Origin of the sequence: Acidovorax sp. LjRoot74, from assembly GCF_964254355.1 — a bacterium.
GTDB lineage: Bacteria > Pseudomonadota > Gammaproteobacteria > Burkholderiales > Burkholderiaceae_C > Acidovorax.
In genome coordinates, this window is the sequence record NZ_CAXUTI020000001.1 from 4119724 (window position 1) to 4134439 (window position 14716).

Genomic DNA, 14716 nt, shown 5'->3' on the forward strand with positions numbered 1-14716 from the left:
ATAAGCACATTCGAATCGATTTTACTTTGCACCTTGCGCTGCATAGCATTGGCGCCCAAGGAGTTTAATGATGCAAAGTTTGCTGGACCCTGCGATCCTGTTTTTTGCTCTGGGCGTGTTTGCGGGCCTGGTCCGATCCAACCTGGAGATGCCTGCGGCGATCTCGAAGTTCTTGTCGATTTACCTGCTGATGGCGCTGGGCCTCAAGGGTGGGTTTGCGCTGGCGGCGTCGGGCTTCACGCCCAGCGTGGCCACCAGCCTGGGGCTGGCGGTGCTGCTGGCCATGGTGGTGCCGCTGGTGGGCTATGTGCTCTTGCGGCGGGTGCTGTCGGGCTTCAATGCGGCGGCGGTGGCCGCCACCTACGGATCAGTCAGCGCGGTGACGTTTGTGACGGCCACGCAGTACCTGGAGTCGCAACACATTGCCTATGGCGGCCACATGGCGGCGGCGATGGCGCTGATGGAGTCGCCCGCCATCATCCTGGCCGTGCTGCTGGCCAATGCACTGCGGCAAAAACAGCAGGCAACAGCCGTGGCCACCGGCACCCCACCCGTGGTGGGAATGACCAGCGGGGGCGCCGCCACGCTGGGTGGCCATGGCCCGGGCAACGTCAGTGGGAAGAGCGGCCCGCACCTGTCGGTGGGCAAGATCCTGCACGAGTCGTTCACCGATGGCACGCAGTTGCTGCTGCTGGGCGCGATGCTGATCGGCCTGCTGACCGGCGATGCGGGCAAGGCGGCCATGCAGCCGTTTTCGGGCGATCTGTTCAAGGGCATGCTGTGCCTGTTCTTGCTGGACATGGGCCTCTCGACCGCGCGCAACTTGCCCGCTGTGCGGCAGCAGTCGCCCTGGCTGCTGGCCTATGCGGTGCTGGGCCCCATCACCCACGCCACGCTGGCGCTGGGTTTGGCCTGGCTGGTGGCCGTGCCTGCGGGCGACGCGGTGCTGCTGATGGTGCTGGCGGCCAGTGCCTCGTACATCGCCGTGCCTGCTGTAGTGCGCTATGCCATCCCCGAGGCCGACCCGTCGCTGTATGTGAGCCTGTCGCTGGGGCTGACGTTTCCGCTCAACATCGTGCTGGGCATTCCGCTGTACACGCAGGTGGTGCAGGGCCTCTGGGCAGTGTGAGGGCGCGCAGCACGCAGGCCGCGTGCCGCCCCCGGCATGCGCTTGCAGCGCCTTGCATCATTGCTATCATTTAAATAGCTAAAAAGGTATACTGGACGCGCGGAAACGGCAATTTTTATTGATATTTTCGGGCCACGGCACCGCGCAGCCGGGTTAGAACAGGCTGCTTTGCCCCTGCAGCAGGCCGGGCCGGAACTGGCCCAGGTCCAGCTCCACCCGTTCGCGGTTCAGGCCCAGCCTGCGGCAGGTGGTGGCAAAACGCTGGCGCACCAGGTCGGCCCACAGGCCGGTGCCTTTCATGCGGGTGGCGAAGTCGCTGTTGTAGGTTTTGCCCGCGCGGCGTTCGGCGTCGCTGAGGTGGTGCAGGTCTTGCACACGGGCCATCACGCGCGCGGCGCGCTGGGGGTAGTGCACCTGCAGCCATTCGCGGAACAGGGTATCCAGCTCCCACGGCAGGCGCAGTACGGTGTAGAAGGCGCTGCGCGCGCCGGCCTCGTGTGCGGCCTCCAGCACCTGTTCCATGTCTTCGGTGATGAAAGGGATTTGCGGCGCCACGCTCACGCCCACGGGCACGCCCGCCTCGGCCAGCGCGCGGATGGTGCGCAGGCGCCGGTGGGGCGCGGCGGCGCGGGGTTCCAGGCGGCGGGCCAGGGTGGCGTCGAGCGTGGTGATGGTGACGTACACCGCCGCCAGGCGCTGCGCGGCCAGCGGGGCGAGCAGGTCCAGGTCGCGCTCCACCCCGCTGGACTTGGTGATGAGCGAAAACGGGTGGCGCGCGTCGCGCATTACCTCGATCACGCTGCGGGTGAGCTTCAGCTCGCGCTCCACAGGCTGGTAGCAGTCGGTGGCGGAGCCGATGTTCAGCAGGCGCGGCACATAACGCGGCTGGGCCAGCTCGGTCCGCAGCACGCTGGCGATGTTGTGTTTGGCGACGATCTGCGTTTCAAAGTCCAGCCCCGGCGAGAAGTTGAGGTAGCTGTGCGTGGGCCTGGCGTAGCAGTAGATGCAGCCGTGCTCGCAGCCCCGGTAAGGGTTGACCGAGAGTTCGAAAAAGATGTCGGGTGAATCGTTGGCACAGATGGCGCTGCGCGCGGTTTCTAGGTGCACGCGGGTGGCGGAAGGGGTCGCGGCGGGGTTGGCTGGTGCATCGCCTGCCCCATCATCGTCTCCAGGCGGTGGGCCCCACCCGTCGTCGGCCGCCTCGCGCGTGTCGCGCGCAAACCGGTGCGCCATGGCCGTGGCCGCGCCCCGGCCGCGAATGGCCTGCAAGGGGATGCGGACCTCTTCGGGCGGCGCGGGGATGTCGGAGGAGTCCGTGAAGGTGCGCGGCATAACTGTATGAATATACAGTTTTTTGATGGCGCGCGCATCGTTTGCTCAGCCCGCGCTCAGCGCATCCAGCGCACGCAATCCAGCGGGTCATTTCATTCCTTGAACAACTGCTCGATCAGGCCGCGCATCCACTGGTTGCCGCGGTCGCTTTCAAACCGGCGGCTCCAGTGCAGCGACACAGTGAAGTCGCGCAGCGGCAGCGCGGGCTCGATCAGGGTGTAGCCGCCATCGGCGGCAAAGGTGCGCGCAATGTTGCGGGGCATGACCACGGCCAGGTCTGTGGCGCGCACGATGGCGGGCAGCACCATGAAGTGTTCGGTGGTCAGGCGGATGCGGTCCTGCAGCTGCTGCATCTCCAGGATGCGCAGGGTGTCGGAGTGGGCGCGCACGGCCACAAACTCCAGTTGCCGTAGGGCACCCAGCAGCACCGGGCCGCTGCGCCGGGTGGCGGCAAAGGGGTGGCCTGCGCGCAGCAGCACCACATAGCGGTCCTGGAGGAGCTGCACGCGCTGCGTGTCCTTCACCGTGGGCAAAAAGCCGAAGGCGAAGTCGATGGCGCCGCTGTCCAGCCGCTGCGGGATCTCGTGGCGCGGCACGGGCAGCGTCTCCAGCCGCACGCCGGGCGCCTGGTGCTGCAGCGCCACCATCAGGTCGGGCAGAAAGCGGCCTTCGCCAATGTCGCTCATGTGGATGCGAAAGACCTTGTGCGACTGCAGCGGCTCGAACTGGGCGGATTCGTTGAGCGCCTCTTCCAGCAGGCCCAGGGCGCTGCGCACGGCGTTGGCCAGCCGGTCGGCCTTGGGAGTGGGCTGCACACCGCCGCCTGCGCGCACAAACAGCGGGTCTTTGATGAGCAGGCGCAGGCGCGTGAGTGCCTGGCTGGCGGCGGGCTGCGTCAGGTCCAGCAGGTCAGCGGCGCGGCTCACGCTGCGCGTGCGGTAGACGGCATCGAACAGGCGCAGCAGGTTGAGGTCGATGTCCTTGATATGCATTGGATGAATACCGCTTAGTCATTTCATTGTATTGATGGATGACTGGCGTGCCCCGAAGATGGCGCAATGCCTTCACAAGACCCCCATCTGCCCACCGTGCGCGAGGCCGTGCTCGACCTGCTGCGCGGCTTTCACATCGACACCATCTTTGGCAACCCCGGCTCCACCGAACTGCCGCTGTTCCTCGACTTCCCCCCGGACTTCCGCTACATCCTCGGCTTGCAGGAATCGGTGGTGGTGGGCATGGCCGACGGCTATGCCCAGGCCACGCACAACGCGGCCTTTGTGAACCTGCACTCTGCCGCTGGCGTGGGCCATGCCATGGGCAACATCTTCACGGCGCACAAAAACCGCACGCCCATGGTCATCACCGCCGGGCAGCAGGCGCGGTCCATCCTGCCGTTCGACCCGTTTTTGTTTTCGGGCCAGGCCACCGAGCTGCCCAAGCCCTATGTGAAGTGGAGCATCGAACCCGCCCGCGCCGAAGACGTGCCCCTGGCCATCGCCCGCGCCTACTACATCGCCATGCAGCAGCCACGCGGGCCGGTGCTGGTCTCCATCCCTGCCGACGACTGGGACAAGCCCTGCGAGCCCGTGCAGGCCCGCACCGTGAGCACCGAATCGCGGCCCGAGCCCCGCGTCCTGCAGTCCATTGGCGATGCACTCGATGCCGCGCAGCGCCCCGTCTTCGTGGTCGGCGCCGCCGTGGACCGCGACCGCGCCTGGGACGATGTGCTGGCCCTGGCCGAGCGGCACAACGCCGCCGTGTGGATCGCGCCCATGTCCGGCCGCTGCGGTTTTCCGCAGGACCACCGCCTGTTTGCAGGCGTGCTGCCCGCCATGCGCGAGAAGATCGTGGCGCTGCTCGGCGGGCACGACCTGGTGTTTGCGCTCGGCGCAGCGGCCTTCACCTATCACGTGGAAGGCTTTGGCCCCCACGTGCCGCCCGGAGCGCAGCTGGTGCAGCTGATCGACGACCCGGGCACAGCGGCCTGGACGCCCGAGGGCACCTCGGCCGTGGGCAGCGTGCGCCTGGGCGTGCGGGACCTGCTGGCACGCCCCGCGCCTGCGGCGCGCGCCCTGCCCCCGCCCCGTGCCGCGCGGCCCCGCGCCGAACCCTCGGAGCCCGACGCCCTCATGAGCGTGCCCTACGTGATGCAGACCCTGGCCGAGGTGCGCGATGCGGCCTCCATCGTGGTGGAAGAGGCGCCCAGCTCGCGCGCGGCCATGCACGCCTACCTGCCCATCCTGCAAAGCGAAACCTTCTACACCATGTGCAGCGGCGGCCTGGGCTACGGCCTGCCCGCAGCAGTGGGCGTGGCGCTGGCCAAGCCCGACCGCAAGGTCATCGGGCTGATTGGCGACGGCTCGGCGATGTACTCCATCCAGGCGCTGTGGAGCGCAGCGCAGCTGCAGCTGCCCATCACCTTCATCATCCTCAAGAACCGCCGCTACGCAGCGCTGCAGGAGTTCGCGCCCACCTTCGGTTTTCATGAAGGCGACAAGCTGGAAGGCACGGACCTGCCCGATCTCGACTTTCTGGCCCTCGCACGTGGCCAGGGCTGCCAGGCCGTGCGCGTGAGCGATGCCCGCCAGTTGGCGCCGGTGCTGCGCGACGCGCTGGCGCATCCGCGCGCCATGCTGGTGGAGGTGGATGTGGCCTGAGAGGCGGAGCCTGCACACTGGCGCGGCACCTGTCGCCCGCCTGCTTTTTTGATTCATTGCACAAGACCCGGCACACCCGGGCCCTAACGGAGACACACATGCATTCTTCTTATCCCCTTAGCACCCAACGCCGCCTCCTGGGCGCGCTGGCCCTGGCGGGCACGGCCTTCGGCCTGTTGCTGCACTTGCAACCCGCGCAGGCCCAGACCGAAGCCTGGCCCGGCAAGCCCATCAAGGTGATCGTGAACTTTCCGGCGGGCGGTGCGGCCGACCAGATCGCGCGCGCTGTGACCGTGCCGCTGCAGACAGCGCTCGGCCAGCCCGTGGTGGTCGAAAACCGGGGCGGCGCAGGCGGCAACATCGGCGGCGAGGCGGTGGCCAAGTCGCCCGCCGATGGCTACACGCTGCTCATGAGCTCGGGCGGCATGGTGTCGGTCAACCCGCACCTGTATCCCAAGATGCCGTTCGACCCCGCCAAGGACCTGGTGCCTGTGGCTGCGGCTGCGCGTGTGCTGGTGTTCCTGGAGGTCCGGCCCACGCTGCCGGTCAACACCATCCAGGAGTTCATGCAGTACCTCAAGGCCCATCCCGGCAAGCTGAGTTTTGGCACGCCAGGCAACGGCAGCTCGCCGCACCTGGCGGCCGAGATGCTCAAGGCCCAGGCCAATGTGTTCGCTGTGCACGTGCCCTACCGGGGCGCAGCCCCCGCCATGCAGGACCTGCTGGGCGGGCAGGTGGACTTCATGTTCGACCCCGGCATTGGCCTGTCGCACGTGAAGGCGGGCAAGCTCAAGCTGCTGGCCGTGGGCAGCGCAAAACGCTCACCCCTGTTCCCCGATGTGCCCACGCTCGACGAGGTGGGCCTCAAGGGTTTTGATGCCGACACCTGGTTTGGCTTTTATGCCCCCGCTGGCACGCCGCCCGAGGTGGTGGCACGCCTGAACCGCGAGATCAACAAGGTGCTGGCCACACCGGCCGTGAAGGAACGCATCACAGCGCTGGGCGGCGTGCCCGCGCCGATGTCACCGGCCGACTTCCATGTGCGCGCCGCCATCGACAGCACGCGGTTTGGTGCGCTGATCAAGGCGCGCAACATCACGGGGGATTGAGGGCGGAGCGGGGCGCTGTGAATGCCAGCGCACGGCAGTGCGAGATTCGCGATGGTCTACAGTCCCGCGCTTTGTCACAACCATCCCAGAGGTACTGCCATGGCGCGCAAGCCCCAGATCATCCTGTCGTCACTCGACGTTGACCGCATCGAAGCCCTGCTGGCCGCGATCCCGGCCAGCGTATTTCCTGGCAAGGCGGATCTGCAGGCAGAGCTCGACCGGGCGGACGTGGTGCCGCCCGAAGAAATTCCCCCCAACGTGGTGACCATGAACTCCACCGTGCAGTTCTCCATCCTGGAGACCGGCAAGGAGTTCTGCCTGACCCTGGTCTACCCCCGCGACGCCGATGGCACCGCCGACCGCATCTCGATCTTTGCGCCCGTGGGCAGCGCCCTGCTGGGCCTGGCCGTGGGCGACGAACTGGCCTGGCCCGGGCCAGGTGGCAAGTCGATGACGGTGCGGGTGAAGGACATCCTGTACCAGCCTGAAAGTGCTGGCGAATTGCATCGTTGATGCCCCCGCTGCCAGGCAGTGGGCAACATGCTGCTTGGCAGCGATACACGCCACCAGTGACAATGGCAGCCGCCATGACCACACCGCCCCCGCCGCACGCGCAAGACCTGCCACCGTCCATCGACCAGTTCGACCCGGATTCCACCCTCGCCTTCCAAAGCCGCATGGAGCGGGCCCCCGAGTGGTTCTGCTCGTTCCTCGCGGGCAACAGCCGCGAAAAAAGCCGCCTCAAGCGCGAGATGGCGACCATGAAGGGATCGGTGGTCTGGCTGGTGCAGCAGCGCCGCCAGGGCAACTGGACGGCCGATGAGCGCGCCCACCTGCGCGATGTGATGCGGTCGGCGTCGTCTGTCAGCCCCTACCTGTTCATCTGGGTGATTCCGGGTTCGATGCTGATCCTGCCCTTCATGGCCTGGTTTCTGGACCGGCAGCGCAAGCGGCGCGAGCGCAAGCTGCAGCGCCCTTGAACCACTCCACCGCCCGTGCCCCGCTCCAGCGACGGTGGTAACGCAGCGAGGGGTCAACCCCAGTTGCTGGACACGGCCACCAGCATGCCCGCCCCCACCAGCCCCGCTTGCCAGCGCAGGGCGGTGGACCAGGTGGGCACATGCTGCTCCACCCGCAGGTACAGCAGGCGCCCGGCGGCGATGGACAACCCAAACGCCAGCAGCATGCCCAGCGCATTGGGCAGCGGCGACGCAGGCCACAGATGGCTGACCACGCCGTTAACCAGCAAACACACGGCAAAGTGCACAAGAAAGACGGAGTAGGACATCTGCCCCACCCGCACCAGGGGGTCAAAACCGCCCCAGGCACGCACACGCTCGGACCGCAGCGCCGCCACCAGGCACAGTGCCGTGACCAGCGCCACCAGGATGCGGCCCCGGAAGTCCAGCGCCAGGGCCACCCCGCCCAGCAGCACGATGGCACTCAGCCACCCCGCCGGGTCGGCCGAGCGCACAGCCCAGAAGGCCAGCATGCCCAGGCCATAAGCACCCAAGAAATAAATCGCCCACATATCGAGCCCGGCCATGCGGTTGAACACCCACAGCGACGCGGCCACACCAGCCACGATGGTCACCCGGGCCAGCACCACCCTGTGCCGCCGGGCCCACGCGCCTGGCAAGGCCCGAACGCCCGCCCAGACCAGCACGCTCAATGCAAACAGCTGGAAGTCGATGGCCACGTACCAGACCCCGGCCGACAGGGCGCCTTCGCCCACGATGTCCTGCAGCAGCAGGGCGTTGGCCAGCAATTGCGACAGGGTGGGTTCATCAGGCACCGAAGGGTGTTGCATCCAGGGCCGCACCAGGGCGGCCACCACCACCGTCAGCAGCAGCGCCACCGCGTAGGGCACCACCAGCCGCACGAATCGCTTGGCCACCACATGGCCCGCATGGTCGAACCGTGCCACGCCCTGGGGCGCCAGACTGGCAGCGGCCAGGTAGCCACCCAGCACCAGAAACACCTGCACCGCCATGCGCCCGTAGTCATACAGCCAGGGCATCAGCGCCGGGGCCAGGGGCTGGGCGATGTCGGACATCGGGCCATAAAAGGCCAGGTGGTGCCAGACGATGGTGATGCACGCCATGCCCTTGACCATGTCGATCAGGGGCGTGCGGGATGGAGAAGACGACATGGCTGCGCGGGGTCGGTAGATGCGCTGGTGTGGGGGCAGAGCCTGGGCCAAGCCTGTGCCCCGGGGGCCGCACCAGCGGGCAAAAACCTCTATTGTCTCCTGTCGGCAGGGTTTGGGGGTGGCCGCCCTGCGCCGGTGGCGACACCCGCTTGTGCCTCACACGGCCACGCCCCTTCCGGGCTCAGTACCGCAGGCTGCCTTCCGCATCCACGATCGCCAGCTCCACATAGGTGGAGCCGTTGTGGCTCTTGGGCGAATACTTCACGCTGAAACGGCCAAAAGAAATTTCGCCCGCGTCTTCCATGGTCTTGGTGAACGATTCGGTGGTCAGGTTGCGCCCGGTGCGCCGCAGGCCCTCCACCAGCAGCCGCGCGTGCACAAAACCTTCGAACTGCGACGCAGAAGGCTGCGCATTGGGCGACTTGGCGCGCAGCAGGTTCAGGTACTCGGCCACCACCGGGATGGTGGCGTTGCGCAGGGACGGCATGATCTGCGCGAGGATGATGCCGCGCGCCTTGTCCTTGAGTTCGCGGTTGATCACATCGAGGCTGGCGACCGAGAACCCATAGTAGGCAGGCCGCGCGGCCGTGGCCTGCACGGCCTTGATGTAGTGGGTAAAGGTGGTGCCCGCTGTGGCCACGATCACGGCCTGCGGCTGCGCCTTTTCGGTGGCAGCTGCTGCGGCCGCAAAGTCAGGCTGCTTGGGGTCTACCTTGATCTCGGCCACAAAGGGCAGCTTTTCGTCGTCCGACGCTTTCTTCAGCTCGGCCGCCAGGGTCTTGCCTAGGCCGTCCTCCTGATAAAAAACTGCCACCCGGCTGATGCCCTGCTGCCGCATCTGCGAGACGATCCTGCTCGCCTCGCTGGCATAGCCTGCGCGCACATGGAATACGTGGGGATTGAAGGTCTCGCGGAACACCGAAGCGCCCGTGACCGGCCCGAAGAGCAGCGTGCGATGCTCCTTGATCAGCGGCAGGATGGCAGCCGTCTGCGCCGTGCCCGTGCTGTTGTAGACCATGAAGACCTTGTCGGCCTCCAGCAGCTGCCGGGTGTTCTCCACGGCTTTTTGCGGGTCAAAACCATCGTCCAGCGTGGTGTAGCGGATCATGCGGCCGTGCACGCCGCCCTGCGCGTTCACAGCGTCGAACATGAGCCGCGAGCCCTCGCCGTACTGCGCCGTCTGCGGGCCCAGCGGCCCCGACAGCACCGCCGACGCGCCCAGGCGGATCTCATCGGCCGTCACACCCTCGTTGCGGGCATGGGCCCACCCCGCAGCGCACAACGCCGCCACCAGCACCACAAAAGAACGAACCATTGCGCACCCACCTTGCAAAGAATGTGCTGAACCCGTCACCAAAGCAGGCTTGCTTTGGTTATTTTTCATCACCATTATCTGCAGCCACCCAGGCTGGCTTATGGGGGTTTGCCCTTGCGTGAGGGAGCCAGAAACGGTTTCGCCCACCGTGCGCGTCAGGCGCCTGGTGGGCGAAGCGGATGTCTTTCGGGCCGCCGTCGCGCCATGCAACTGGCGTGGGTGGTGGCTGGAAAACAGGGAGTCAGCGCAGCATCACAGCTTGAGGCGCACGCGCGCTGCTTCGTACTCGCGGCGCAGCTTAGCCACCATCTCGGCCGTGCTGGTCACTGCATTGATGGCGCCGATGCCCTGGCCGCAGCCCCAGATGTCCTTCCAGGCCTTCTTGGCGTCGCCGCCAAAGTTCATCTTGCTCGGGTCGGACTCGGGCAGGTTGTCCGGATCCATGCCCGCCGCACGAATCGATGGGGCCAGGTAGTTGCCATGCACGCCGGTGAACAGGTTGCTGTAGACGATGTCGTCCGAGCTGCCTTCGACGATGGCCTGCTTGTACGCATCGCTGGCGCGCGCTTCGTGCGTGGCAATGAAGGCCGAGCCGATGTAGCCGAAGTCTGCGCCCATGGCCTGCGCCGCCAGCACGGCGTCGCCGCTGGCGATGGAGCCGCTCAGGGCCACGGGGCCGTCAAACCACTGGCGGATTTCCTGGATCAGCGCGAACGGGCTCTTCACGCCCGCATGGCCGCCCGCACCCGCGGCCACGGCGATCAGGCCGTCGGCGCCTTTTTCAATCGCCTTGCGCGCGAACTTGTTGTTGATGATGTCGTGCAGCACCACGCCGCCCCAGGCGTGCACGGCCTGGTTCACATCTTCGCGCGCACCCAACGACGTGATGATGATCGGCACCTTGTACTTGGCGCAGACCTGCATGTCGTGCTCCAGCCGGTCGTTGCTCTTGTGCACGATTTGGTTGATGGCAAACGGCGCGGCGGGCTTGTCGGGGTTGGCCTTGTTGTAGGCCGCCAGGGTCTCGGTGATCTCGGCCAGCCATTCGTCGAGCAGCTCGGCAGGGCGGGCGTTGAGCGCGGGCATCGAGCCCACCACACCGGCCTTGCACTGCTCGATCACGAGCTTGGGGTTGCTGATGATGAACAGCGGCGAGCCGATGACGGGCAGCGACAGGTTTTGCAGCACGGGAGGCAGTTTGGACATGGCAACAACTTCCAGAACAAAAAATTAGGATGAAATTGGCTGCTACCGCCTGATGGTCATGCGCTAGCAGCTATGATTTTTATAGCAATCCTGCACTACAGGAATGCGTCTCCTCACAGCTCGCTCACCGCGCCTCAGAAGGCGTCGAGTGCCAGCTCGGTCACACTGGCCGCGCCGTCCACAATGCTGTCGCGCAGGCCGGGGGCCTTCACCAGGATGTGGTCGGCGTAGAACTGCGCCGTGGTGATTTTTGCGCGCATGAAGGCTTGGTCCTGTCCCTTTTGCAACAGGTCCTGAGCCACCAGCAGGCTGCGCGCCAGCTGCCAGCCCGCCACCACGTTGCCCGCGAGCATCAGGTAAGGCACGCTGCCTGCGAACACGGCATTGGGCTGGGCCTTGGTGCCGCCGGCCACGAAGTCGATCACGTCGAGCAGCGCCTTGCGCGCCGCCGTCAGGCGCTTGGCCACGGCCAGGGCTGCGGGCGTGCCGCTGGCCAGCAGGTCTGCTTCGGTCTTCTCGATCTGCGCAGCGATGCCCTTGGCCACCTGGCCACCGTCACGCGCCGTCTTGCGGCCCACGAGGTCGTTGGCTTGGATGGCGGTGGTGCCTTCGTAGATGGTCAGGATCTTGGCGTCGCGGTAGTACTGCGCGGCGCCCGTCTCTTCGATGAAGCCCATGCCGCCATGCACCTGCACGCCCAGGCTGGTGACTTCCTGGCTCATCTCGGTGCTGTAGCCCTTGACCAGGGGCACCATGAATTCGTAGAAGGCCTGGTTCTGCTTGCGCGTGTCGGCATCGGGGTGGTGGTGCGCGGCATCGAACGCGGCGGCGGCCACGGTGGCCATGGCGCGGCAGCCTTCGGTGTAGCCGCGCATGGTCATGAGCATGCGCTTCACATCCGGGTGGTGGATGATCGGCGCGCTGGCAGCAATGCTGCCGTCCACGGGACGGCTTTGCACGCGGTCTTTGGCGTATTGCACGGCCTTTTGATAAGCGCGCTCGGCAATCGCGATGCCCTGCATGCCCACGGCGTAGCGCGCGGCGTTCATCATGATGAACATGTATTCGAGGCCACGGTTTTCCTCGCCCACCAAGTAGCCCACGGCACCGCCGTGGTCGCCAAACTGCAGCACGGCCGTGGGCGATGCCTTGATGCCCAGCTTGTGTTCGATGCTCACGCAGTGCGCATCGTTGCGCGCGCCCAGGCTGCCGTCCTTGTTGACCAGGAACTTTGGCACCACAAACAGGCTGATGCCCTTCACGCCTTCGGGCGCGCCCGCCACGCGGGCCAGCACCAGGTGCACGATGTTGGCGGCCATGTCGTGCTCGCCGTAGGTGATGAAGATCTTGGTGCCGAAGACCTTGTAGCTGCCATCGGGCTGCGGTTCGGCGCGCGTGCGCACCAGGGCCAGGTCGGAGCCCGCCTGCGGCTCGGTCAGGTTCATGGTGCCGGTCCACTCGCCGGTCACCAGCTTTTCAAGATAGGTGGCCTTGAGCTCGTCGCTGCCCGCCGTGAGCAGCGCCTCAATGGCTCCGTCGGTGAGCAGCGGGCACAGCGCGAAGCTCATGTTGGCGCTGTTGGTCATCTCGATGCAGGCCGCACCGATTGTCTTGGGCAGGCCCTGGCCGCCGAAGTCGGCCGGGTGCTGCAGGCCTTGCCAGCCGCCTTCGCCGTACTGGCGGAACGCATCCTTGAAGCCGGGCGTGGTGGTGACCACGCCGTCTTTCCAGCTCGACGGGTTCTTGTCGCCTTCCCAGTTGAGCGGTGACAGCACCCCTTCATTGAACTTGGCACACTCTTCCAGCACGGCGGCGGCCGTGTCGAGGCCCGCGTCTTCAAAGCCGGGGATCTGCGCAATCTGTTCGATGTTGGCCAGGTGCTCGATGCCGAACAGCATGTCCTTGACGGGGGCGGTGTAGCTCATTGAAGTCTCCGAGAAAGCAAAAATCGTCAAAAAAAAGGCATCGCAAGCGATGCCTTTTGTGGCGGCTGGTGGGCCAGAGCGCCTTACAGCGCCTTCACCAGTTCCGGCACGGCCGTGAACAGGTCGGCTTCCAGGCCGTAGTCGGCCACGCTGAAGATCGGGGCTTCGGGGTCCTTGTTGATCGCCACGATCACCTTGGAGTCCTTCATGCCAGCCAGATGCTGGATGGCGCCCGAGATACCGGCCGCGATGTACAGCTGCGGTGCCACGATCTTGCCGGTCTGGCCCACTTGCAGGTCGTTCGGCGCGTAGCCCGCGTCCACTGCGGCACGCGATGCGCCGATGGCTGCGCCCAGCTTGTCGGCCAGGGGGGTGATGACTTCGTCGAACTTTTCCTTGCTGCCCAGCGCACGGCCACCGGAGACGATGATCTTGGCGGCGGTGAGTTCGGGGCGGTCGCTCTTGGCGATCTCGCTGCCCACGTAGCTGCTCTTGCCAGCATCGGCAGCGGCAGCAGCGGTTTCAACGGCGGCGCTGCCACCGGTGGCGGCTGCGGCGTCAAAGCCTGTGGTGCGCACGGTGACGACCTTCACAGCGTCAGCGCTTTGCACGGTGGCGATGGCGTTGCCCGCGTAGATGGGTCGCTCGAAGGTGTCGGCGCTCACCACCTTGGTGATGTCGCTGATCTGGGCCACGTCCAGTTTGGCGGCCACGCGGGGGGCAATGTTCTTGCCGCTGGCGGTGGCGGGGAACAGGATGTGGCTGTAGTTGCTGGCAATACTCAGCACTTGGGCAGCCACGTTTTCGGCCAGGCCGTGGGCCAGGCCCGCAGCGTCCGCGTGGATGACCTTGCTCACACCAGCGATCTGGCCAGCAGCGGCGGCAGCAGCGCCTGCGTTGTGGCCAGCCACCAGCACGTGCACGTCGCCACCGCAGGCCACAGCGGCCGTGACGGTGTTCAGGGTCGCGCCCTTGATGGACGCGTTGTCGTGTTCAGCAATAACGAGTACCGACATTTAGATCACCTTCGCTTCGTTCTTGAGTTTCTCGACCAGAGCGGCCACGTCGGCCACCTTCACGCCCGCACCCCGCTTGGCGGGTTCGTTCACGGACAGGGTCTTCAGACGGGGCGTCACGTCCACACCGAGGTCTTCAGGCTTGACGGTGTCCAGCTGCTTCTTCTTGGCCTTCATGATGTTGGGCAAGGTGACGTAGCGGGGCTCGTTCAGGCGCAGGTCGGTGGTGATGACGGCGGGCAGCGACAGGGCCAGGGTTTCCAGGCCGCCGTCGATTTCACGGGTCACGTTGACCTTGTCGGCAGCCAGGTCCACCTTGCTGGCGTTGGTGGCTTGGGGCAGGTCGGCCAAAGCAGCCAGCATCTGGCCGGTCTGGTTGGCGTCGTCGTCAATGGCCTGCTTGCCCAGGATCACGAGCTGGGGCTGTTCCTTGTCCACCAGGGCCTTGAGCAGCTTGGCCACGGCCAGGGGCTGCAGCTCGACGTCGGTCTCGACCAGGATGGCGCGGTCGGCGCCGATGGCCATGGCGGTGCGCAGGGTTTCCTGGCACTGGGCGACGCCGCAGGAGACAGCGATGACTTCGGTCACCAGGCCTTTTTCTTTCAGGCGCACGGCCTCTTCGACGGCGATTTCGTCAAAGGGGTTCATGCTCATCTTCACGTTGGCGATGTCCACACCCGTGTTGTCCGACTTCACGCGGACCTTCACGTTGTAGTCCACCACGCGCTTGACAGGGACCAAGACCTTCATTGCTGCGGCTCCTAGAGAGTTGGTTGAATTGACGTTTACGTAAACTGGAACATTCTATGCCGCACTGCAACGAAAGTGCTACAGGACAGGGACAGAGACTTCACGATCAGAAAAAAGAACGATCG

At 66.0% G+C, this 14716-nt stretch carries 13 protein-coding genes; 5 read left to right on the forward strand and 8 right to left on the reverse strand.

The window, feature by feature from the left end; genetic code table 11:
• The first annotated feature begins 70 nt into the window (after window positions 1-70).
• Window positions 71-1129: a sodium-dependent bicarbonate transport family permease gene (locus tag ACSQ3O_RS19665; protein WP_436140160.1), complete on the forward strand. Its 1059-nt coding sequence runs from the start codon at window positions 71-73 to the stop codon at window positions 1127-1129.
• A 153-nt stretch (window positions 1130-1282) separates the two neighbouring features.
• Here the strand turns inward: ACSQ3O_RS19665 and ACSQ3O_RS19670 are convergent, their stop codons facing one another.
• Window positions 1283-2461: a PA0069 family radical SAM protein gene (locus ACSQ3O_RS19670; protein ID WP_436140161.1), complete on the reverse strand. Its 1179-nt coding sequence runs from the start codon at window positions 2459-2461 to the stop codon at window positions 1283-1285.
• 92 nt (window positions 2462-2553) lie between these two features.
• The gene (locus ACSQ3O_RS19675; RefSeq protein WP_436140162.1) at window positions 2554-3453 is read right to left on the reverse strand and encodes a LysR family transcriptional regulator; all 900 of its coding nucleotides are present in this window, start codon (window positions 3451-3453) and stop codon (window positions 2554-2556) included.
• A 66-nt stretch (window positions 3454-3519) separates the two neighbouring features.
• Between ACSQ3O_RS19675 and mdlC the strand changes: the two genes are divergently transcribed.
• From mdlC to ACSQ3O_RS19695, 4 genes are all read left to right on the forward strand, one after another.
• Window positions 3520-5118 carry a benzoylformate decarboxylase gene (gene mdlC / locus ACSQ3O_RS19680; protein WP_436140163.1) on the forward strand — a complete coding sequence of 533 codons (1599 nt, stop codon included), beginning with the start codon at window positions 3520-3522 and terminating at the stop codon, window positions 5116-5118.
• 98 nt (window positions 5119-5216) lie between these two features.
• Window positions 5217-6227 (forward strand): Bug family tripartite tricarboxylate transporter substrate binding protein, encoded by a 1011-nt coding sequence (locus ACSQ3O_RS19685; RefSeq protein ID WP_436140164.1) that lies wholly within the window; start codon window positions 5217-5219, stop codon window positions 6225-6227.
• 99 nt (window positions 6228-6326) lie between these two features.
• Window positions 6327-6740: a nucleoside diphosphate kinase regulator gene (gene rnk, locus ACSQ3O_RS19690; protein ID WP_063462866.1), complete on the forward strand. Its 414-nt coding sequence runs from the start codon at window positions 6327-6329 to the stop codon at window positions 6738-6740.
• A gap of 74 nt (window positions 6741-6814) precedes the next feature.
• On the forward strand, window positions 6815-7207 hold the full coding sequence (locus ACSQ3O_RS19695; protein ID WP_436140165.1) for a hypothetical protein: 393 nt from the start codon (window positions 6815-6817) through the stop codon (window positions 7205-7207).
• Between the two features lie 53 nt (window positions 7208-7260).
• On the opposite strand, the gene ACSQ3O_RS19700 is transcribed toward ACSQ3O_RS19695, so the two are convergent.
• From ACSQ3O_RS19700 to ACSQ3O_RS19725, 6 genes are all read right to left on the reverse strand, one after another.
• Window positions 7261-8379 carry an acyltransferase family protein gene (locus ACSQ3O_RS19700; protein ID WP_436140166.1) on the reverse strand — a complete coding sequence of 373 codons (1119 nt, stop codon included), beginning with the start codon at window positions 8377-8379 and terminating at the stop codon, window positions 7261-7263.
• A 181-nt stretch (window positions 8380-8560) separates the two neighbouring features.
• Window positions 8561-9694, reverse strand: coding sequence for an ABC transporter substrate-binding protein (locus tag ACSQ3O_RS19705; RefSeq protein ID WP_436140167.1), 1134 nt, complete (start codon window positions 9692-9694; stop codon window positions 8561-8563).
• Window positions 9695-9946: 252 nt separating this feature from the next.
• Window positions 9947-10900: an NAD(P)H-dependent flavin oxidoreductase gene (locus tag ACSQ3O_RS19710; RefSeq protein ID WP_436140168.1), complete on the reverse strand. Its 954-nt coding sequence runs from the start codon at window positions 10898-10900 to the stop codon at window positions 9947-9949.
• Between the two features lie 134 nt (window positions 10901-11034).
• Window positions 11035-12825, reverse strand: a complete 1791-nt coding sequence (locus ACSQ3O_RS19715) for an acyl-CoA dehydrogenase (RefSeq protein WP_436140169.1) — start codon at window positions 12823-12825, stop codon at window positions 11035-11037.
• An 83-nt stretch (window positions 12826-12908) separates the two neighbouring features.
• Complete coding sequence (locus tag ACSQ3O_RS19720) at window positions 12909-13841, reverse strand: electron transfer flavoprotein subunit alpha/FixB family protein (RefSeq protein WP_436140170.1); 933 nt, start codon at window positions 13839-13841, stop codon at window positions 12909-12911.
• Window positions 13842-14591, reverse strand: coding sequence for an electron transfer flavoprotein subunit beta/FixA family protein (locus ACSQ3O_RS19725; RefSeq protein ID WP_137749602.1), 750 nt, complete (start codon window positions 14589-14591; stop codon window positions 13842-13844).
• Window positions 14592-14716: the final 125 nt, after the last annotated feature.

Bases quoted from the DNA above. Each gene is read 5' to 3' on its own strand.
- ACSQ3O_RS19705 (WP_436140167.1), bottom strand. From the start codon at position 9,694: ATGGTTCGTTCTTTTGTGGTGCTGGTGGCGGCGTTGTGCGCTGCGGGG.
- ACSQ3O_RS19700 (WP_436140166.1), bottom strand. From the start codon at position 8,379: ATGTCGTCTTCTCCATCCCGCACGCCCCTGATCGACATGGTCAAGGGC.
- ACSQ3O_RS19675 (WP_436140162.1), bottom strand. From the start codon at position 3,453: ATGCATATCAAGGACATCGACCTCAACCTGCTGCGCCTGTTCGATGCC.
- ACSQ3O_RS19720 (WP_436140170.1), bottom strand. From the start codon at position 13,841: ATGTCGGTACTCGTTATTGCTGAACACGACAACGCGTCCATCAAGGGC.
- ACSQ3O_RS19695 (WP_436140165.1), top strand. From the start codon at position 6,815: ATGACCACACCGCCCCCGCCGCACGCGCAAGACCTGCCACCGTCCATC.
- ACSQ3O_RS19725 (WP_137749602.1), bottom strand. From the start codon at position 14,591: ATGAAGGTCTTGGTCCCTGTCAAGCGCGTGGTGGACTACAACGTGAAG.
- rnk (WP_063462866.1), top strand. From the start codon at position 6,327: ATGGCGCGCAAGCCCCAGATCATCCTGTCGTCACTCGACGTTGACCGC.
- ACSQ3O_RS19710 (WP_436140168.1), bottom strand. From the start codon at position 10,900: ATGTCCAAACTGCCTCCCGTGCTGCAAAACCTGTCGCTGCCCGTCATC.
- ACSQ3O_RS19670 (WP_436140161.1), bottom strand. From the start codon at position 2,461: ATGCCGCGCACCTTCACGGACTCCTCCGACATCCCCGCGCCGCCCGAA.
- mdlC (WP_436140163.1), top strand. From the start codon at position 3,520: ATGCCTTCACAAGACCCCCATCTGCCCACCGTGCGCGAGGCCGTGCTC.
- ACSQ3O_RS19665 (WP_436140160.1), top strand. From the start codon at position 71: ATGCAAAGTTTGCTGGACCCTGCGATCCTGTTTTTTGCTCTGGGCGTG.
- ACSQ3O_RS19715 (WP_436140169.1), bottom strand. From the start codon at position 12,825: ATGAGCTACACCGCCCCCGTCAAGGACATGCTGTTCGGCATCGAGCAC.
- ACSQ3O_RS19685 (WP_436140164.1), top strand. From the start codon at position 5,217: ATGCATTCTTCTTATCCCCTTAGCACCCAACGCCGCCTCCTGGGCGCG.